General features: G+C 70.5%; 16 protein-coding genes. 12 read left to right on the top strand and 4 right to left on the bottom strand.

What is annotated here, in order from left to right; all coding sequences use genetic code 11:
- The first annotated feature begins 73 nt into the window (after positions 1–73).
- From msrB to rsd, 5 genes are all read left to right on the top strand, one after another.
- Entirely contained in the window at positions 74–571 is a 498-nt protein-coding gene (gene msrB / locus BDK63_RS16435) for a peptide-methionine (R)-S-oxide reductase MsrB (RefSeq protein ID WP_183333932.1), read from the top strand.
- A gap of 329 nt (positions 572–900) precedes the next feature.
- On the top strand, positions 901–3,282 hold the full coding sequence (locus BDK63_RS16440; RefSeq protein WP_183333933.1) for a Tex family protein: 2,382 nt from the start codon (positions 901–903) through the stop codon (positions 3,280–3,282).
- Positions 3,283–3,412: 130 nt separating this feature from the next.
- Entirely contained in the window at positions 3,413–5,023 is a 1,611-nt protein-coding gene (gene gshA, locus BDK63_RS16445) for a glutamate--cysteine ligase (protein WP_183333935.1), read from the top strand.
- Complete coding sequence (locus BDK63_RS16450) at positions 5,020–5,538, top strand: disulfide bond formation protein B (RefSeq protein WP_183333937.1); 519 nt, start codon at positions 5,020–5,022, stop codon at positions 5,536–5,538. The genes gshA and BDK63_RS16450 overlap by 4 nt, the downstream gene beginning before the upstream one ends.
- 107 nt (positions 5,539–5,645) lie before the next feature.
- Positions 5,646–6,152 carry a sigma D regulator gene (rsd, locus tag BDK63_RS16455; protein ID WP_183333939.1) on the top strand — a complete coding sequence of 169 codons (507 nt, stop codon included), beginning with the start codon at positions 5,646–5,648 and terminating at the stop codon, positions 6,150–6,152.
- Between the two features lie 18 nt (positions 6,153–6,170).
- Here rsd and BDK63_RS16460 read toward each other — a convergent pair whose 3' ends face one another.
- Positions 6,171–9,257 (bottom strand): efflux RND transporter permease subunit, encoded by a 3,087-nt coding sequence (locus tag BDK63_RS16460; RefSeq protein ID WP_183333940.1) that lies wholly within the window; start codon positions 9,255–9,257, stop codon positions 6,171–6,173.
- Position 9,258: 1 nt separating this feature from the next.
- Complete coding sequence (locus BDK63_RS16465; protein ID WP_183333942.1) at positions 9,259–10,410, bottom strand: efflux RND transporter periplasmic adaptor subunit; 1,152 nt, start codon at positions 10,408–10,410, stop codon at positions 9,259–9,261.
- Between the two features lie 187 nt (positions 10,411–10,597).
- Between BDK63_RS16465 and BDK63_RS16470 the strand changes: the two genes are divergently transcribed.
- A complete protein-coding gene (locus BDK63_RS16470; protein ID WP_183333944.1) occupies positions 10,598–11,575 on the top strand; it encodes a malate dehydrogenase in 978 nt (325 codons plus the stop codon).
- Positions 11,576–11,789: 214 nt separating this feature from the next.
- On the opposite strand, the gene BDK63_RS16475 is transcribed toward BDK63_RS16470, so the two are convergent.
- Positions 11,790–12,446 (bottom strand): histidinol-phosphatase, encoded by a 657-nt coding sequence (locus tag BDK63_RS16475; RefSeq protein ID WP_183333948.1) that lies wholly within the window; start codon positions 12,444–12,446, stop codon positions 11,790–11,792.
- A 205-nt stretch (positions 12,447–12,651) separates the two neighbouring features.
- On the opposite strand from BDK63_RS16475, the gene BDK63_RS16480 reads away from it, so the two are divergent.
- Positions 12,652–13,143 carry an RNA pyrophosphohydrolase gene (locus BDK63_RS16480; protein WP_183333950.1) on the top strand — a complete coding sequence of 164 codons (492 nt, stop codon included), beginning with the start codon at positions 12,652–12,654 and terminating at the stop codon, positions 13,141–13,143.
- 125 nt (positions 13,144–13,268) lie between these two features.
- Complete coding sequence (ptsP, locus tag BDK63_RS16485; RefSeq protein ID WP_183333952.1) at positions 13,269–15,527, top strand: phosphoenolpyruvate--protein phosphotransferase; 2,259 nt, start codon at positions 13,269–13,271, stop codon at positions 15,525–15,527.
- Positions 15,528–15,719: 192 nt separating this feature from the next.
- Here the strand turns inward: ptsP and BDK63_RS16490 are convergent, their stop codons facing one another.
- Positions 15,720–16,502, bottom strand: a complete 783-nt coding sequence (locus BDK63_RS16490; RefSeq protein ID WP_183333953.1) for an NRDE family protein — start codon at positions 16,500–16,502, stop codon at positions 15,720–15,722.
- A 102-nt stretch (positions 16,503–16,604) separates the two neighbouring features.
- Here BDK63_RS16490 and BDK63_RS16495 point away from each other — a divergent pair, with 102 nt between their 5' ends.
- From BDK63_RS16495 to BDK63_RS18435, 4 genes are all read left to right on the top strand, one after another.
- Complete coding sequence (locus tag BDK63_RS16495) at positions 16,605–17,642, top strand: response regulator (protein WP_183333955.1); 1,038 nt, start codon at positions 16,605–16,607, stop codon at positions 17,640–17,642.
- A 49-nt stretch (positions 17,643–17,691) separates the two neighbouring features.
- Entirely contained in the window at positions 17,692–18,480 is a 789-nt protein-coding gene (gene lgt, locus BDK63_RS16500) for a prolipoprotein diacylglyceryl transferase (protein WP_183333960.1), read from the top strand.
- A 26-nt stretch (positions 18,481–18,506) separates the two neighbouring features.
- Positions 18,507–18,806: a nucleotidyltransferase domain-containing protein gene (locus BDK63_RS16505; protein WP_183333961.1), complete on the top strand. Its 300-nt coding sequence runs from the start codon at positions 18,507–18,509 to the stop codon at positions 18,804–18,806.
- The coding region (locus BDK63_RS18435) for a hypothetical protein (RefSeq protein ID WP_221202665.1) at positions 18,803–19,205 on the top strand (403 nt) is incomplete at its 3' end. The genes BDK63_RS16505 and BDK63_RS18435, both read left to right, overlap by 4 nt.

The following is a 19,205-nucleotide window of genomic DNA, read 5'->3' on the forward strand; positions in this document are numbered from 1 at the left end:
ACCGGGGGTCTGAACGGGGGAGCGGCATCGCCGCTCCCCCGTTCTGCTGTCTGTCCCCTGATGGAGAAGAAGAATGAAACGACGGCACTTCCTGGGCCTGGCGGGCGCCACCGGCGCGGTGGCCCTGCTGCCCGGCGCCGCCTTCGGCTTTCCCCGCCTGTCGCTCGAGGCCGCACCGGGGCTCGAGCGCCTGGAGCTCTCCCGCGATGCGTGGCGGGAGCGGCTCACCCCCGCCCAATACGAGATCCTGCGCGACCACGGCACCGAGCCCCCCTGGTCGAGCCCCCTGGACAAGGAGTGGCGCGAGGGCGAGTACCGCTGTGCCGGCTGCGACCTGCGCCTCTTCGAGAGCGCCATGAAGTACGACTCCGGCACCGGCTGGCCGAGCTTCTTCGACCACGTGGAGGGTCACCTGCTGAGCCAGCTCGACTTCAGCCTGGTCTGGCCGCGGGTCGAGTACCACTGCGCCCGCTGCGGCGGCCACCAGGGCCACGTGTTCAGCGACGGCCCCGAGCCCACCGGCCTGCGCTGGTGCAACAACGGCCTGGCGCTGACCTTCTACCCGGCATAGCCGGGAGCTGGAAGACGGTGCCAACCTCGCCGGGCGGCTCCGCCGCCAAACGCCGGGCAGAGCCCAGCTCCCACCAGAAGCAGAACCACCTGTGGCCTATTACATGCCACCCAGACATGTAACGACGGGTGGGAGCCCCAATTTATTGGTGGTCCGACATTTCGGCGATGCGGTGTTCCGGCGGTAGTCCAAGCCTTCAAGACTGAAGCTATTTTTGAAGGCTGCCAACCCCGCCCGGGCGGCTCCGCCGGCACTCGTCGAAGCTGCCGGAGAAGCCGGCCTTGTGGTACCTTGTCGCGATCGATTCTCGAGCATCAGCGAAGGTTTACATGGACGCCACCCAACGCATCATCACGCGCCTCGCCGAGGAGCTCTCCGTTCGCCCTCAGCAGGTCTCGGCCACGGTGGAGCTGCTCGACGGCGGGGCCACCGTGCCCTTCATCGCCCGCTACCGCAAGGAAGTGACCGGCGGGCTCGATGACACCCAGCTGCGCAACCTCCACGAACGCCTCGGCTACCTGCGCGAGCTGGAGGAGCGCCGCGCCGCGGTACTGGCCGCCATCGACGAGCAGGGCAAGCTTACCGCCGAGCTCGCCGGACAGATCCAGGCCGCCGACACCAAGCAGCGCCTGGAAGACCTCTACCTGCCCTACAAGAAGAAGCGCCGCACCAAGGCCCAGATCGCCCGCGAGGCGGGCCTGGAGCCCCTGGCCGATGCCTTGCTGGCCGACCCCACCCTGGACCCGGAAACCGAGGCGGCGAAGTACCTTCGCGCCGCCGAGGGGGACACCCCCGCCGTGGAGGACGCCAAGGCGGCCCTGGATGGCGCCCGCCAGATCCTGATGGAGCGCTTCGCCGAGGACCCCGAGCTGGTGGGCAGCCTGCGCGAGCGGCTGTGGCAGGAGGGCGAGCTCAGCGCCCGGGTGATTCCGGGCAAGGAGGCCGAGGGCGCCAAGTTCTCCGACTACTTCGAGCACGACGAGAAGCTGGCCAGGACCCCCTCCCACCGGGCGCTGGCCATGTTCCGCGGCCGCAACGAGGGCGTGCTGACGCTCGCCATCCGGTTGCCCGGCGAGGAGGAGGCCCCGATCCATCCCGCCCAGGTGGCCATCGCTAGGCATTTCGAGATTCGCGACGAGGGGCGCGCCGCCGACAGGTGGCTGCGCGACGTGGTGCGCTGGACCTGGCGGGTCAAGCTCTACACCCACCTGGAGACCGAGCTGCTGGGCCGGCTGCGCGAGCGCGCCGAGCAGGCGGCCATCGAGGTCTTCGCCGCCAACCTCAAGGACCTGCTGCTGGCCGCGCCGGCGGGGCAGAAGGCGACCCTGGCCATCGACCCGGGCCTGCGCACCGGCTGCAAGGTGGCGGTGGTGGACGCCACCGGCCAGTTCCTGGCCCACGCCACCATCTACCCCCATGCCCCCCGTAACGCCTGGGACGCGTCGCTTGCCGAGCTGACCCGGCTGGTCGAGAAGCACGACGTGGCGCTGATCGCCGTGGGCAACGGCACCGCCAGCCGCGAGACCGACCGCCTGGCCGGCGACCTGGTGAAACGCTTCGCTGGCAAGCGGGCGCTCGCCAAGGTGATGGTCAGCGAGGCGGGCGCCTCGGTCTACTCCGCCTCGGAGTACGCCTCCCGGGAGCTGCCGGATCTCGACGTCACCATCCGCGGGGCGGTCTCCATCGCCCGGCGCCTGCAGGACCCGCTCGCCGAGCTGGTCAAGATCGAGCCCAAGTCCATCGGCGTGGGCCAGTACCAGCACGACGTCTCTCAGGTGCAGCTGTCGAGAAGCCTCGAGGCGGTGATCGAGGACTGCGTCAACGCCGTGGGGGTGGACCTCAACACCGCGTCGAGCGCACTGCTCTCCCGGGTGGCCGGCCTCTCCCCGGCCCTGGCCGAGGCCATCGTCGCCCGGCGCAACGCCGAAGGCGCCTTCACCAGCCGCAAGGCGCTGCTCGAGGTCAGTCGCCTCGGACCCCGAACCTTCGAGCAGTGCGCCGGCTTCCTGCGGATCATGAACGGTGACAATCCCCTGGACGCCAGCGCCGTGCACCCCGAGGCCTACCCGCTGGTGGAACGCATCGCCGAGAGGAGCGGGCGAGGGCTGGCCAGCCTGATCGGCGACAGCGCCACGCTGAAGGCGCTCAGGCCCGCCGACTTCGCCGACGAGCGCTTCGGCGTGCCCACGGTGACCGACATCCTCGCCGAGCTGGACAAGCCGGGGCGCGACCCGCGCCCGGAGTTCAAGGCCGCCGAGTTCCGCGAGGGCGTCGAGACCCTCAAGGACCTGGAGCCCGGCATGATCCTCGAGGGCAGTGTCACCAACGTCACCCACTTCGGTGCCTTCGTCGACATCGGCGTCCACCAGGATGGCCTGGTGCATATCTCGGCGCTCTCCGACAGGTTCGTCGAGGACCCGCGCAGCGTGGTCAAGGCCGGCGACATCGTCAGGGTCAAGGTGATGAGCGTCGACCTGCCGCGGGCCCGCATCGGCCTCTCCATGCGCCTGGATGACCAGCCGGGCGAGGAGGGCGAGACGCCCCGCCGCCGACGTGAAGGGAATGCCGGCGAGCGCCAGGCCCGGGGCGGCAAGCCGCCGCGCAAGGGCGACGGTCGCGGCAACGGCAACGGCAATGGCAGCGGCGGGGGGCAGTCGGGCCAGATGGGCGCCCTGGGGGCCGCCCTGCTCGAGGCGAAGCGGAAGCGCTGACGGCGCCGACCGACCTTTGAATCACCGCCGCCAGGTACCATAATCTGCTCTTTACGGGCGCCTCGGGCGCCCGTCTCACAAGGATGAAGTGCGTCGCTCGTGACCGCTTCCCAGACAAGGGGTGTTCATCTTGTCCGATTCACTCGCCAGCCTTATCGCACGCCTGGAGGGCCCCGCGCGTGCGGGCCGCTTCAGTCGGCTGCGCCGCGGTCTCGAGAAGGAGGGGCTGCGCGTCGACCCCACCGGGCGCATCGCCGCCACGCCGCACCCGGCCGCCCTGGGTTCCAAGCTGACCCATCCGCATATCACCACCGACTATTCCGAGGCGCTGCTGGAGTACATCACGCCGGTCTACTGCCGCCCGGAAGATGCCATGGCGTTCCTCGGTGACCTGCACCGCTTCACCTATCGCCTGCTGGGCGACGAGCTGATCTGGCCGGCCAGCATGCCCTCGCGCCTCGACGGCAACGACAGCGTGCCCATCGCCGACTATGGCCCCTCCAACGTGGGGACCATGAAGCGGGTCTACCGGAAGGGGCTGGACGTGCGCTACGGGCGCATCATGCAGGCCATCGCCGGGGTCCACTACAACGTCTCGCTGCCCGACGACCTCTGGTCGCTGCTGCGCGAGCTCGAGGGCGCCGAGGCGACGCCGATGAACGACTACCGCTCGTCGCGCTACTTCGGCCTGATCCGCAACTTTCGCCGCCACAGCTGGCTGCTGCTCTACCTGTTCGGCGCCTCGCCGGCGCTGGATCGCAGCTTCCTGCCGGGCGGCGAGTTGCCCGAGAAGCTCGAGCGCCACGGCGAGGAGACCCTGGTCTCCGATCATGCCACCAGCCTGCGCATGTCCGACCTCGGCTACCAGAACAAGGTGCAGGCGCAGCTCAAGATCTGCTTCAACTCGCTCTCCAACTACGTGAATACGCTGCGGCATGCCATCTCCACCCCCTGGCCCGCCTACGAGGCGCTGGGCGTGCGGAGGGACGGCGAGTGGCGCCAGCTCAACGCCAACATCCTGCAGATCGAGAACGAGTACTACAGCGACATCCGCCCCAAGCGGGTGGCCCGCCACGACGAGACCCCCAGCCAGGCGCTGGAGGCCCGTGGCGTCGAGTACATCGAGGTGCGCTGCCTCGACCTCAACCCGCTGCTGACCCTCGGGGTCGACGAGACCCAGATCCGCTTCGTGGATGCCTTCGTGATGTGGTGCCTGCTCGCCGAGAGCCCCTGGATCCCCGACGAGGAGTGCGACCGGCTCGACGACAACCGCCGGCGGGTGGTGGAGCGCGGGCGCGACCCGGCGCTGCGCCTCTGCCAGGGGGACACGCCGCGCAGCGTGGCCGACTGGGGCGGCGAGATCCTCGACGAGATGACCCGGGTGGCCGAGCTGCTCGACCTGCTCGAGGAGGGCACGCCCCATCGCGACGCCGTGGCCGCCATGGCGCCGCGCCTGGCGGACCCCTCGCTCACCCCCTCCGGCCAGCTGCTGGCGCGGCTTCGCGAGACCGGCGAGGAGTTCTCCGACGCCATGCTCGCCATCGCCCGGGAGCAGGCCGACCGGCTGCGCGCCGAGCCCATGGACCCCGCCCGCGAGGCGCTGTTCGACCAGCTCGTCGAGACTTCCCACCAGCAGCAGGGGGACATCGAGGACGGCGATCTCGAGGCGTTCGACGACTTCCTGGCAAGCTACTTCGCCCGCGCCCGAGAGACCCGGCTGGGCCAGGAGGCCACCTCGTGACCGCTTCCCTCTCGCGGCTCTCGGTGCGCCACTGGAGCCTGGCCGGCCTGGCCTTCTGTGTGCTGATGATGGCCGTGGCCCTGGGCCTCGAGCATCTCGGTGGCCTAGAGCCCTGCCCGCTGTGCATCTTCCAGCGGGTGGCGGTGCTCGCCGCCGCCGCGGTGTTCGCCGTGGCGGCGATCCACAACCCTGCCGGGCGGGTCGGGGCGGGGGTCTACGGGGCGCTTGGCCTGGCCGCCGTGGCCGGCGGCATCGGCGTGGCCTGGCGCCATCTCTGGCTGCAGTCGCTCCCCCCGGACGAGGTGCCCACCTGCGGGCCGGGCCTCGACTACATGATGGAGCTGCTGCCGTGGCGTGATGTCGTCGCCATGGTGCTCTCGGGCTCCGGGGAGTGCGCCGAGATCGACTTCCTGCTGCTCGGCATCTCGCTGCCCGGCTGGACCCTGATCGGCTTCGTGGTGCTGGCGCTGGCCCCGCTGGGCCTTCTGCTCACGGCCTTCCGCGAGCGGGGCTGAGCCGGCGGCCGGGCAGGGATTGACACTCGCCACGGCAGGGGGGAATCTGGGGCCTGACGGTTCGGTGCTGCCTGCCACCGGCCCCCATGGAGCAACGGAGGTTCCCCATGCTGGAAGACTGCAAGAGCGCCCTGGAACGCTGGGGTGGCGTGCACCAGCTGATCGACCGCTGGCTGGACGGGCGACGCGAGCTGCTGGTCAACTTCGTCGAGCTCAAGGAAGCCTGTGACGCCGAACTCGAGGCGGTCAGCAAGGAGCGCATCGACGCCTTCAGCGAGCTGCTGATGGACTACATCAGCGCCGGCCACTTCGAGGTCTACCCGCAGCTGCGCGAGGAGGCCCATGCCTTCGGCGACGACCAGGCGCTGGTCATCGCCGACCGGCTGCTCGAGCGCCTGGAGATGTCCACCGAGCTGGTGCTGGCCTTCGACGGCGAGTACGAGAGCCCCGGCCGGGTGCGCCAGAATATCGCCCGGCTGCCGGCCTGGCTCGAGCGGCTGGCCCGCGGCCTCACCGAGCGCTTTAGCCTCGAGGACCAGCTGATCTCCCGGCTACACGCCGCCCACGCCCCCGACGCCGCCCGCGAGGAGGCCGAGGTCCAGTCACGGGTGTGACGTCATCCGCCTGAGCGGTCACGCCGGGTCATGGGCCGGGCGGGGCCGACGGCGCTCGAAGCGCCCGCCCAGCACCAGCATGCAGGGCGTCAGCAGCAGGGTCAGGCCGGTGGCGAAGGTCAGGCCCCCGGCGATGGCGCTGGAGAGCTGCGTCCACCACTGGGCCGAGGGGGCACCGAGGCCCAGGCTCGGGGCGAACAGGTTGACGTTGATCCCCAGCACCATGGGCGCAAGGCCCAGCACGGTGGTGATCGCTGTCAGCAGCACCGGGCGCAGGCGCAGCCCGCCAGCTTCCAGGGCGGCCTCCCGGGCCTCGAGTCCCTCGCCGCGCAGCTGGTTGTAGGTGTCGATCAGCACGATGTTGTTGTTCACCACGATCCCCGCCAGGGCGATGATGCCCATCCCCACCATGACAATGCCGAACGGCTGGGCGTTGACCAGCAGCCCCAGCAACACCCCGGCGGTGGAGAAGACGATCGCCGAGAGCACCAGCCCCGCCTGGTAGAAGCTGTTGAACTGGGTGACCAGGATCAGCGTCATCAGCCCGATGGCCACCAGAAAGGCGCTGCTCAGGAAGCGCATCGCCTCCTGCTGGTCCTCCTGCTCGCCGGCCACGTTCACCAGCACCCCCTCCGGCGGCGTGCCCGCCGCCTCCAACAGCGCCCGCAGCCGCTCGTCGGCGCTGCGGCCCGGGGCCACATCGGCTTCCAGGGTGATGGCGCGGCGTCCGTCGATGCGGTGCAGGGTGCCCACCTTGGGCGCCGGCTCCAGGCGCACGAAGTGCGAGACCGGCACCTGGCCCCGGGCGGTGTTCAGCGTCAGGCGGCCCAGCTGGTCCAGGGAGCGGTACCCCTCGGGCAGGCGCACGCGGATATCCACCTCGTCGTTGACCCCGGCCGGGCGGTAGCTGGCCACCTGCAGGCCGGTGGTGATCAGCTGCACGGCGCTGCCCACGCTGGCCACGTCGGTGCCGAAGCGCGCGGCGGCCTCGCGGTCCACCACGACCCGCCACTCCACCCCCGGCAGGCTGCGGTTGTCCTCGATGTCGCGGAAGCCGCCCAGCTCGCCCATCAGCGCGCGCAGGCCATCCACGGCCCGGTCGGTGGCCGTGGCATCGTGGCCGCTCACCTCCAGCACGATCGGCTTGCCGGCCCCGGGCCCCATCTCCTGCTCGCGGAACTCCAGGCGGATGCCCGGCAGGTCGGCGGTGCGCTCGGCCATCTCGGCGAGGATCCGCTCGGCCGGGCGGCGCCGCTGCCAGTCGATCAGCTGGAACTGCAGCGCGCCGATCACGTCGCTGCCGAGCTGCTCGTTGGGCACGGCGAAGGAGCGGGCGTAGAGCGCCTCCACCTCGCTCATGCCGGACAGGCGCGCCTCCACCCGGTGCACCACGGCGTCCTTCTCCGCGGCGGAGAAGTCGCCCCGGGCGCGCACCAGCACCTGGGCGCTGTCCGGTTCCACCGCGGGGAAGAAGTCCACGCCGTGGTGGAAGCGGGCATAGCCGGTGTAGATCAGCGCCATCAGCAGCAGGGCGGCCAGCAGCGTCAGGCCCGGCCAGGCCAGCAGGCGGGCGAGCAGGGCGCGGTAGAGGCGCCCGCCGGCGGTGACCAGCTCGTCGTCGTGCTTGGCGCGGGACGCGCGGGCGCCGAAGACGCCCCCCAGGGTGGGCAGGAAGACCAGTGCCATGGCCAGCGAGGCCAGCAGGCAGAGGATCACCGTGGCCGGCAGGTACTTCATGAACTCGCCGACCACGCCGGGCCAGAACAGCAGCGGCATGAACACCGCCAGGGTGGTGGCGGTGGAGGCGATCACCGGCCAGCTCATGCGCGCCGCGGCGTTGATCCAGGCCTCGCGGGGTGGCTGGCCCTGGCGGAGGTGGCGGTCGGCCAGCTCGCTGACCACGATGGCGCCGTCGACCAGCATGCCGGCCACCAGGATCAGCGCGAACAGCACCACGATGTTGAGGGTGTAGCCGATCGTCCAGATCAGCAGGATGCCGGAGAGGAAGGCGCCGGGAATGGTCAGCCCCACCATCAGCGCGCTGCGCGGGCCCATGGCGGCCAGGATCACGATCAGCACCAGCGCCACGGCGGTGAGCACGTTGTTGAGCAGCTCGTCGAGCATCTCCTCCACCATCTCGGACTGGTCCATGATGGTGGTGATCTCGAGCCCCTCGGGCATCAGCGCCCCGGCCTCCTCGAGCAGGCCCTGCACCTGGGCGATGGTGGCGATGATGTTGGCCCCGGCGCGCTTGGAGATTTCCAGCACCAGCGCCGGCTGGCCGTCGATGCGGGCGAAGCCGTCCGGGTCCTTGTAGGTGGGGCGGATCCAGGCCACGTCGCCGAAGCTCACCACCCGGTCGCCGTCCACCTTCACCGGCATGGCCATCACGTCCTCGAGGCGCTCGATCACCCCGGGCACCTTGAGGGCCATGCGGCCGGCCCCGGTGTCCAGGCTGCCGGCGGCCACCAGGCGGTTGTTTCGGCTGACCAGGGTGAACAGGCTGTCGAAGTCGACGCCGTAGCTGTCCAGCACCAGCGGGTCGACGACGATCTCGAGAAGGTCCTCGCGGTCGCCGCCGATGTCCACCTCCAGCACCTCGGCGATGCCCTCGATCTCCTCCTTGAGGCGCCGCACCACGGCCAGGCGCCGGGACTCGTCCAGCTGGCCCGACACGCCGATGGAGAGCACCGGGAAGAGCCCGACGTTGACCTCCAAGACCCTCGGCTCGTCGGCCTCCTGGGGCAGTTCGGCGCGGGCGATGTCGACGCTCTCGCGCACATCGGTGAGCGCCTGGTCGGGGTCGAAGCCGGCGTCGAACTCCAGGGTCACCGCGGCATGGCCTTCGCTGGCCTGGGAGGTCATCTTGCGCACCCCCTCGATGCGGCGCAGCTCCTGCTCCATGGGCCGCACCAGCAGCCGCTCGCCATCCTCGGGGCTCACCCCCTCCAGCGACAGCGAGACATAGATGATCGGGATGGTGACGTCGGGGTTGGCCTCCTTGGGCACCGCCTGCCAGGCGGCCAGGCCCGCCAGCAGCAGCGCGACCAGCAGCAGCAGGGTGGTGCGCGAGCGGTCCAGCGCCGCCTCGATCAGGGCGCGCATCTCAGCGCGGCTCCGCGGCGTCGGCGGCCGGCACGGGCGGGGCGCCGGGGAGCCGGGCCTCGCCCTGTCCCTCGTCGGCGGCGACCGGCACCGCGGTGACGCGCTCGCCGGGCGCGACGAAGCCGCCGCCCAGGGTGATCAGCCGGACCCGCTCGGGGAGGCCGGCCACCCGCGCCTCGCGGGCGTCGGCGTCCACCAGCTGCACCGGGCTCTGTGCCACCCGGTCGTCCTCGACCAGGTGCTTGACCGCCAGCCGCCCCTCGTCATCCAGCTCGAGCAGGGCCGGCGAGAGGCGGTGGACCCGGCGCTCCGGCAGCGCGATGCGCAGGGTGGCACTGGCGCCGGCCAGGCGGCGACGCTCGGGATTGTCCAGGGTGGCCTCCACCGCGAAGCTGCGGGTGGCATCCTCGGCCCGGCTGGCGACGTGGCTCACTTCGCCGGGCAGCCGCGTACCGTCCAGCAGCTCCAGCTCGACGGGCAGGCCCGGGCCCAGCGCGAGGGCGTCCCGCTGGGGTGCCGAGGCGGTGGCGACCAGCCGCGAGTCGTCGACCAGCCGTCCCCAGGCCTCGCCGACCTGCACCAGCTCGCCGAGCTCCGCGTCGAGGCGGTCGAGCACGCCGGCGAAGGGGGCGGTGGGGCGGGTGTCGTCCCGCTGGCGGCGCAGGCTGGCCACCTCGGCCACGGCGCGGGCGACGCCGCCCTGCAGGCGGAGGTAGTCGGGGTGGGAGATCAGCTCGCGGCGGCGCAGGTCGTCGGCACCGGCCAGCTCCGCCCGGGCCAGGGCGAGCTCCGCCTCGGCCTGGGCCAGCCGCTCGGGGAGGGCATCCGGCTCGAGCTCGAGGAGCACGTCTCCCGCTTCGACCCGCCCGCCGAGGGCCACGGGCAGCGCCGCCACCCGGCCGGCCTGGCGGGCCCGCAGCTCGAGTTCCCGGAAGGCCTCCAGCTGCCCCTGCAGCACCAGGGTGGGCGTGTGGGCCTCGGCGGTCAGCGTCGCCACCTCGACCCGGGGCGGCACGGCCGGCTCGGACTCGCCGGCCGTCGGGGGAGCGTCGCGGAAGCGGTCCAGGTCGCCCATGGCGAGCCACAGCAGCAGCAGCAGGGTCAGGCCGATGGCCAGCAGGGGCGGCAGGGGAGGGAGGCGGCGACGCGTCATGCGGTGTGGTCCATCAGCAGGCATGAAGTGCCAGCATAGCATTCCGGCCTCGTCCTACGTCGCATTGAGTTTTGTGCACTGCAGGCATAACATTCTGGCGGTTCGATTGCCGGCCAGGGCGGATGATCCGTCCGCCCGGCCCATCCTCACGGCGACAACCCGCGCGTTGACAACCCAAGGAGCCACCATGAAAGAGCCCGTTCGTATTGCCATCACCGGCGCTGCCGGCCAGATCAGCTACTCCCTCGCCTTCCGCATCGCCTCCGGCGACATGCTGGGCAAGGACCAGCCGGTCATCCTGCAGCTGCTCGAGATCACTCCGGCCATGGAGGCCCTGAACGGCGTGGTGATGGAGCTCAACGACTGCGCCTTCCCGCTGGTGCAGGAGATCGTCGCCACCGATGACGCCAACGTCGCTTTCAAGGATGCCGACTTCGCCCTGCTGGTCGGCGCCCGTCCGCGCGGCCCGGGCATGGAGCGCAAGGACCTGCTGGAAGCCAACGCGGCCATCTTCTCTGTCCAGGGCAAGGCCCTGAACGACAACGCCAGCCGCGACGTCAAGGTGCTGGTGGTGGGCAACCCGGCCAACACCAATGCCCTGATCGCCTCCTGCAACGCGCCGGACCTGGATCCCAAGCAGTTCACCGCCATGACCCGCCTGGACCACAACCGCGCCCTGACTCAGCTGGCCCAGAAGACCGGCAAGCACGTCACCGACGTCGAGAGCATGATCATCTGGGGCAACCACAGTGCCACCCAGTACCCCGACATCGCCCATTGCCAGGTGGCCGGCAAGCCGGCGGCCGAGCTGGTGGAGCGTGACTGGTACGAGAACACCTTCATCCCCGACGTGCAGCAGCGCGGTGCGGCGATCATCAAGGCCCGCGGCGCCTCCTCCGCGGCCTCCGCGGCCTCTTCCGCCATCGATCACATGCGCGACTGGGCGCTGGGCACCGACGGCAAGATCGTCAGCATGGCGATCCCTGCCGACGGCAGCTACGGCGTGGAGCCGGGCATCATCTACTCCTACCCGGTGACCTGCCAGGGCGGCAAGTACGAGATCGTTCAGGGCCTCTCGCTGGACGACTTCAGCCAGCAGAAGATGAAGGCCACCGAAGACGAGCTGCGTGAAGAGCGCGCCGCCGTCGAGCACCTGCTGGGCTAAGCCTGGTTCTGGTGTAGGAGGGATGCTCCGCATCGCGACGGGAGGCCGCAGGCCTCCTGGACGTGTACTTCAAGACCAGTAACACCGCCAGGCGCCTGACGGCGCCAGTCGCCCGGGGACCCCGGCCTCCTACAAGAAAGGCCCCGTTGGATAGCTATCCACCGGGGCCTTTGCTGTTTATTAGCTGATGGTTTCGGTCCGGCCGAAGGCCGGGTCAATCGCGCAGGCTGATGATCCGCCAGCCGCGGGCCTCGGCCACCTCGCGCAGTGAGGGATCCGGATCCACCGCCACCGGGTGTTCGACGATCTCCAGCAGGGGAATGTCGTTGTGGGAGTCGCTGTAGAACCAGGAATCGTCCAGGGTCAGCTCCTTGTCGGCCAGCCACTGCTCCAGGCGCGTGACCTTGCCCTCGCGGTAGCTGGGAGTACCGGTCACCCTGCCGGTATAGCGGCCGTCGACGACCTCGGGCTCCACGGCGATCAGGTGATCGACGCCCAGGCGCTCGGCGATGGGCCCGGTGATGAAGCGATTGGTGGCGGTGACGATCATCAGGGTGTCGCCGCGGGTGCGATGGCGGGCCACCAGCTCCTCGCCCTTGGCCAGGATGTGCGGCTCGATCTTGCTGGCCATGAACTGCTGGTGCCAGGCGGCGAGCTGCTCGGGGCTGTTCTCCGCCAGCGGCCTCAGGGCCACCTCCAGGAAGGCGTGGATGTCGAGGGTGCCCGCCTCGTAGTCGGCCAGGAAGCGATCATTGGCCTCGCGGTAGGCCACCGGGTCGACGGCGCCCTGCTCGAGCAGGAACTCGCCCCAGGCGTGATCGCTGTCGATCGACAGCAGCGTGTTGTCCAGGTCGAAGATGGCCAGGCTCACGGCAACTCCCCATTGATTGTCTGATGGCGCGGTCAGGGTCGAAAGTCGGCGATTATGGCAGAACGGGCCGCCGGCTTCGAGCGATTGCCGTCGTCGCCCGGCGACGGGGCCGCCGCACGCCGCGGCCTGGCCCAGATGTCGTATTGATGCGCTTCACGGCCTTGTGGAAGAATGGACCCCATTCTGGATTCATAAGGTGAAGTCCGTGATCGACGCTGACGGCTTTCGCCCCAACGTTGGCATCATCATCGCCAACGACCAGGGGCAGCTGCTCTGGGCGCGTCGGGTTGGGCAGAATGCGTGGCAGTTTCCCCAGGGAGGCATCAAGGCGAACGAGACACCGAAACAGGCACTTTTTCGCGAACTCTACGAGGAGATCGGCCTCACCGCCGATGATGTCGAGGTCCTTGCCTGCACCCGGGGGTGGCTGCGCTACCGCCTGCCGCGACGCATGATTCGTACCCATTCGAGGCCGGTGTGTGTCGGCCAGAAACAGAAGTGGTTCCTGCTGCGTATCCGCTGCCAGGAGAGTCGCATCTGCATGGATGGCACGCCGACGCCGGAATTCGACGGCTGGCGCTGGGTCAGCTACTGGTATCCGCTGGCCCAGGTGGTGCCCTTCAAGCGCGAGGTCTACCGTCGGGCCCTGCGCGAGCTCTCGCCGCGGGCCCAGCGCCTGGCGCTGGGCTTCGGCTGAGGCCGCCGGGACTTTCCCCGGCGGTCGGCAGGGGCCGGGCCGGAACACCGGCACCGGAGGCGGGTCCGACAGGAAGCGGCTCCGCCGGAGACAACCGATAACAACGAACGGACGACAGTACGCCCATGCTCGAGGTCTTGCGACGCATCACACAGGAAGTCAACGGGGCCCGCAACCTGGACGCGGCCCTGTCCACCATGGTGCGCCGCATCCGCAAGGCGATGCACACCGACGTCTGTTCCTTCTACCTCTTCGACGCCGAGCTCGACCAGCTGGTGCTGATGGAGACCATCGGCCTGCGCACCCAGGCGGTGGGCCAGGTCTCGCTGCCCATCGGCGAGGGCCTGGTCGGCCTGGTGGCAAGCCGCGAGGAGCCCCTCAACCTCGAGGACGCCCAGGCGCACCCGCAGTTCCGCTACTTCGAGGCCACCGGCGAGGAGCGCTACTCGAGCTTCCTCGGCGTGCCGATCATTCACCAGCGCCGCATGCTCGGCGTGCTGGTGGTGCAGCAGTCGGAGAAGCGCCGCTACGGGGAGGAGGACGAGGCCTTCCTGGTCACCATGGCGGCCCAGCTGGCCGGCGTGCTGGCCCACGCCCTGGCCACCGGCAACCTCACCCGGCCGAGCCTCGAGGGCCAGGTGCAGTTCAAGGGCGTGGCCGCCTCGCCGGGCATGGCCATCGGCGAGGCGGTGGTGATCGCCATGCCGGCCGACCTCGACAGCGTGCCGGACCTGATTCCCACCGACGTGGAGTACGAGATCACCCGCCTCAAGGAGGCGATCGGTCGCGTGCGCGAGGAGATCCGTGCCGCCGGCGAGCGCCTGGCCAGCCGCATCTCGGCCCAGGAGCTGGCGCTGTTCGAGGTCTATCAGCAGATGCTCGGCGAGGCGGCGCTCTCCCAGGAGGTGGTCAAGCGCATCCGCGAGGGCCAGTGGGCGCCCGGCGCGCTGGCCGATGTGGTGCGGCGCCACGTGCAGTACCTGGAGCGGGTCGACGACGACTACCTGCGCGAGCGGGCGGCCGACGTGCGCGACCTGGGCCGGCGCGTGCTCGCCCACCTGCAGGAGGAGACGCCCCAGACCCCGGAGGTCTACCCCGACAGCACCATCCTGGTGGGCGACGAGATCAGCGTGGCGATGCTCGGCGAGGTGCCCCGCGACAAGCTCGCCGGCCTGGTGTCGGTGCGCGGCTCCAGCACCTCCCACGTGGCGATCATCGCCCGCGCCATGGGCATTCCCACGGTCTCGGGGATGGTCGACCTGCCGCTGCCGCGGCTCTCCGGCTCCCGGGTGATCCTGGATGGCCACCGCGGGCGGCTCTTCGTGCGGCCCAACCAGGAGCTGGAGAGCCACTACCAGGGGCTGATCGCCGAGGAGCGTGCCCTGGCCGAGATGCTGGAGCACGAGCAGGACCTGCCGAGCCGGACCCCGGACGGCCACGACATGCCGCTGATGGTCAACACCGGCCTGGCGGTGGATGCCGTGGCCTCGCTGAAGAGCCGGATCAGCGGCGTGGGGCTCTACCGCACCGAGGTCCCCTTCATGATCACCGAGCGCTTTCCCGGCGAGCAGGAGCAGACGCGGCTCTACCGGGACCAGCTCGAGAGCTTCTCGCCGCTGCCGGTGGTGATGCGCACCCTGGACATCGGCGGCGACAAGGACCTGCCCTACTTCCCCATCGAGGAGGCCAACCCCTTCCTCGGCTGGCGCGGCATCCGCGTCACCCTCGACCACCCCGAGGTGCTGATGGTGCAGCTGCGCGCCATGCTGCGCGCCTCCCAGGGGCTCGACAACCTCCAGGTGCTGCTGCCCATGGTGACCAACGTCGACGAGGTCGACGACGCCCTGCGCCTGCTCGACCGCGCGATCCTCGAGCTGGGCGAGGAGGGGGTCAAGGTGGGGCGGCCCAGGGTCGGGGTGATGCTGGAGGTGCCGGCGACCCTCTACCAGCTCGATGCCCTGGCCCGGCGCGCCGACTTCTTCTCGGTGGGCAGCAACGACCTGACCCAGTACCTGCTGGCGGTGGATCGCAACAACCCGCGGGTGGCCGACCTCTACGACGCCTGCCACCCGGCGGTGCTCTCCGCCATGGCGAAGCTGGCCGTGGATGCCGAGCGCCTCAAGATGCCGATCTCGGTGTGCGGCGAGCTGGCCGGGGACCCGGCCGGCGCCCTGCTGCTGATGGGCATGGGCTTCAACGCCCTCTCCATGAACGCGCCCAGCCTGCCGCGGGTACGCGCCGCCATTCGCCGGGTGCCCCTGCAGGGCGCCCGCGAGCTGGTCCAGGAGACCCTCCGTCTCGACTCCCCCGCGGACGTGCGCCGCCACCTGGCGCAGCGTCTCGACGGCTGGGACCTCGCCCACCTGCTGCCGCCGCGGGATTGACGGGCAGCATCGCCCGGCGACTGGCGCCGCAGGTGCTGCTGGCGTGGGTGGCTTGCCTTGTAGGAGGGCAGCTCTGCTGCGCGACCGGCGCCGTCAGGCGCCTGGTGGTGTCGCTAACCCTGGGTAGCCTGCCGCAGTGAGGCCCCAGGCCTCCAGTTGCCCAACAGAGCCGAAGCGTCGGACCGTGGCCTCCTACATCGAGGCGGGTGCCGTCATCAGGCGCTCCACGCTCTCCCCCAGCGCCACCCCGTTCGGCCCGAAGCGCCGCTCCCCGATCTCGATCCGCCCGCTGGCCTGCCAGGCCAGCCAGGTCATGGCGCGGGTGCCGTACTGCTCGCCGACGATGAAGGGCGAGGAGAGCCGGCGCTCCATCTCCAGGCCCACGCCGGTCTCCGGCAGCCGGTCGTCGTCGGCGGGGTGGGGATCCGCCATCACCGCCAGGGCATCTCCGGGCCAGCGCCCGTGGCGCAGGCTGCCGGTGAGCCCCTGGCGCACGGCGATCAGCTTGGGCCAGGGGGTGTTCAGGCTGGCGTTGGAGAGGCCGTGCAGGCCGGGCGCCACGGCCCTGAGCGACAGGCCGTCGAGGCCCCGGTGCAGGTGCCACAGGCGCTCGCCGTCTCCGGCCAGCAGGTTGAAGCCCGCATAGTGCAGCCCCTCGCCGCCGGCCAGGCGGTCCAGCCAGGCCGTCAGGTCGTCGCGCTCGAGGGCCTCGCGCACTAGCGCCCCCCGGCTCGGCGCACCGGCGGGCACCTTGAGGCGCGGGTCGCGCACGTTGGTCACCGCGGCGAAGCGGCCCCGGCGATGCACGGCCAGCCAGGTGCCGCCGGCCTCCAGGTCGCGGCCGCCGACGATATCGGGGGCATCCTCCCAGGCCGCCAGCGAGGCGGCCGGGCGGGCGTGGAATTCGTCGCGGTTGGCCACCAGGCGCAGCGGCCAGTCGCTGCCGGGGCGGTGATCGAAGGCAATCAGGCACATCCGGGCAGCTTAACGCCTGGGCGCCGGCTTGTCCCCTCCATGACAGCGGCGTTGCGTCGTCGTACACTCGACCGTCAACCTCGTCGCTGCCCAAGGATGACCATGCGAGTCGAATCCCCCCGGAGGGCGCCAGCCACCTGGCGCCTCCGCCCGATCTGCCAGGCCGCGCTGCTGGTCCAGGGCGGACTGCTGGCGGCCGGGCTGCTGGTCGCGCTGCTCGCGTCCGGCGCGGCGGCCGTGGCACTGCCGGCGTTGCTGGTGGCCGCGAGCCTCAACCTGCTGGTCGTCGTGCTCTTCCTGCGCCGTCAGCCCGCGGCCGACGGCGCCGGCCAGGCACCCGACGTCGACCCGGAACCCCCTCGGTCGACGCGCGACTCCGCCGCCATCCAGTCCATCGGTGACCTGGTGCCTGCCGGCGACGAATCCCTCCGGCGCCGGCTGCAGGGCCTGGAGCAGGACCTGGCCCAGCGCGAGCGGAGGCTCGACCGCCTGATGGCCGGGCGCGAGCGCGCCCGGGAGGAGTCTCGCCTCAAGTCCGACTACCTGACCCTGCTGGGGCGCGAGCTGCAGCCGCTGATGACCCGGCTGGACGAGGTGGCGGAGCGGGAGGGCTATCCGGCCAGCCCCGAGGAGGGCCAGCGCCTGGTTCGCGAACTGCGCGAGCGGCTGGGGGACCTCTCGGTGCTGCTGGCCGGCCTCTCCGGCGGCGAGACCGAGGCCGCCGCCCCTCGCCTGCGTCCCGCGCGGGTGCTGATCGTCGACGACGGGCCGGTCAACCTGATGCTGGCGCGCCAGGTACTGGAGCGGCAGGGCCTGGAGGTCGTCACGGCTACCTCCGGTGCCGAGGCCCTGGCCTGCCTGGCGCGGGCTCCCTTCGACCTGGTGCTGATGGATATCTTCATGCCCGACATGGACGGCATGGAGACCAGCCGCCGCTGGCGGGAGGAGGAGGCTAGCCGGTATCCTGGCCGGCGCTGCGTGCTGGTGGCGCTGACCGCCAACGCCAGTGACGACGACCGGCGCCGCTTCGAGGACGCCGGCCTGGACGACTACCTGGCCAAGCCCTACCGCCCCCAGGCCCTGGTCGACCGGGTCAGGCACTGGCTGCCGGACGCCGTGGACGGCCACGAGGCCCCCTGATGACCGGGCCGACTCCCACCGGCCCACGCCTGCTTTCCAAGGAACCGCAATGCTGAACTACCCCGATATCGACCCCGTGGCGATCTCCCTGGGCCCCTTCCAGGTGCACTGGTACGGCCTGATGTACGTGGTCGGCTTCGTCGCCGCCTGGTGGCTGGGCCGCCGCCGCGCGGCTCGCATCGGCCTCACCCACGATGACATCGGCGACCTGCTGTTCTACGCCGCCCTGGGTGTGGTGCTGGGGGGGCGGCTCGGCTATGCGCTCTTCTACGGCATGGGGCAGTGGCTGGCCGACCCGCTGTGGATCTTCCGCGTCTGGGATGGCGGCATGAGCTTCCACGGCGGCCTGGTCGGGGTGCTGCTCGCCAGCTGGTGGTTCGCCAGGAAGAAGGGGCTGGCCTTCTTCACCCTGACCGACTTCGTCGCCCCCCTGGTGCCGATCGGCCTGGGCGCCGGGCGCATCGGCAACTTCATCAACCGCGAGCTGCCGGGCCGCGTCACCGAACTGCCCTGGGGCATGCCGTTCCCCGGCATGGGGCCGGCGCCGCGCCACCCCTCGGCGCTCTACGAGGCGCTGCTGGAGGGGGCGGTGCTCTTCGCGGTGCTGTGGTTCGTCTCGGCGAAGCCCCGCGCTCGCGGGCTGGTCTCGGGCCTGTTCCTGCTGCTCTACGGCGTGTTCCGCTTCGCGGTGGAGTTCGTGCGCCTGCCCGATGCCCATCTCGGCTTCATCGCCTTCGGCTGGGTGACCATGGGCATGCTGCTGACCCTGCCGATGATCGTCGCCGGCCTGGCCTTGATAGCCTGGTCGCGCCGCCAGCCGGTGGATGCCAGAATATAAAGACCGATACATCGCGAGGGTGTCCGATGCGACTGACGCCGGAGCAAGTGGAAATCATCAAGCATTCAGCGGCCGAGGTGTTCGGCGGCGGGGTAAGCGTCAGGCTGTTCGGTTCGCGCCTGGATGACGGCGCCAGAGGAGGGGACATTGACCTTCTGGTGGAAAGTCCCCTTGAGATCGAGGGCAAGATGGACAAGATGCTGACCCTCACGGCACGGCTTCAGCTTCGCCTCGGTGATCAGCCCATCGATATCCTGGTGGTCGATCCCACCACTCCCCTGAACCCGGTTCACCGCCACGCACGCGAAACGGCGCAGACGCTATGACAGACGGCAGGCAGTCACTCCTACCGATCGACCGCTTCCTCTGGACGCTCGAGATCGTTCGCCGAGAGGGACGCCACCTGAGCTACAGCTGGCGCTCCCTGTTTGAAAGCGGTACTTCACTCGATAGCGACTGGGTGGCGTCCCTCGATCAATGCCCGGAGGAGGCAGTGCGGCTCGAGGCCTTCGTCTCGCGTTACAGCCGCATGCAGGACACCATTGCCGACAAGCTGATCCCACGCTGGCTGCAGAGCCTGGCGGAACGAACCGGTAGCCAGATCGAGAACCTCAACCGTGCGGAGCGTCTGCGATGCCTGTCAAGATTGTTGGAACCTGGAATCAGGCGGCTTCTAATCGCTGATCGCGTTGAACCAGCGGGTCTTCCTGGTCCGGGTTCAGCCA

It is taken from the genome of Halomonas campaniensis (genome assembly GCF_014193375.1).
GTDB classification, from domain to species: Bacteria; Pseudomonadota; Gammaproteobacteria; order Pseudomonadales; family Halomonadaceae; genus Halomonas; species Halomonas campaniensis.

What these genes read in the sequence shown, in the direction of transcription:
- msrB (WP_183333932.1), top strand. Translation starts at nt 74, where the DNA reads ATGAAACGACGGCACTTCCTGGGCCTGGCGGGCGCCACCGGCGCGGTG.
- BDK63_RS16440 (WP_183333933.1), top strand. Translation starts at nt 901, where the DNA reads ATGGACGCCACCCAACGCATCATCACGCGCCTCGCCGAGGAGCTCTCC.
- rsd (WP_183333939.1), top strand. Translation starts at nt 5,646, where the DNA reads ATGCTGGAAGACTGCAAGAGCGCCCTGGAACGCTGGGGTGGCGTGCAC.
- BDK63_RS16460 (WP_183333940.1), bottom strand. Translation starts at nt 9,257, where the DNA reads ATGCGCGCCCTGATCGAGGCGGCGCTGGACCGCTCGCGCACCACCCTG.
- BDK63_RS16465 (WP_183333942.1), bottom strand. Translation starts at nt 10,410, where the DNA reads ATGACGCGTCGCCGCCTCCCTCCCCTGCCGCCCCTGCTGGCCATCGGC.
- BDK63_RS16470 (WP_183333944.1), top strand. Translation starts at nt 10,598, where the DNA reads ATGAAAGAGCCCGTTCGTATTGCCATCACCGGCGCTGCCGGCCAGATC.
- ptsP (WP_183333952.1), top strand. Translation starts at nt 13,269, where the DNA reads ATGCTCGAGGTCTTGCGACGCATCACACAGGAAGTCAACGGGGCCCGC.
- BDK63_RS16490 (WP_183333953.1), bottom strand. Translation starts at nt 16,502, where the DNA reads ATGTGCCTGATTGCCTTCGATCACCGCCCCGGCAGCGACTGGCCGCTG.
- BDK63_RS16495 (WP_183333955.1), top strand. Translation starts at nt 16,605, where the DNA reads ATGCGAGTCGAATCCCCCCGGAGGGCGCCAGCCACCTGGCGCCTCCGC.
- lgt (WP_183333960.1), top strand. Translation starts at nt 17,692, where the DNA reads ATGCTGAACTACCCCGATATCGACCCCGTGGCGATCTCCCTGGGCCCC.
- BDK63_RS16505 (WP_183333961.1), top strand. Translation starts at nt 18,507, where the DNA reads ATGCGACTGACGCCGGAGCAAGTGGAAATCATCAAGCATTCAGCGGCC.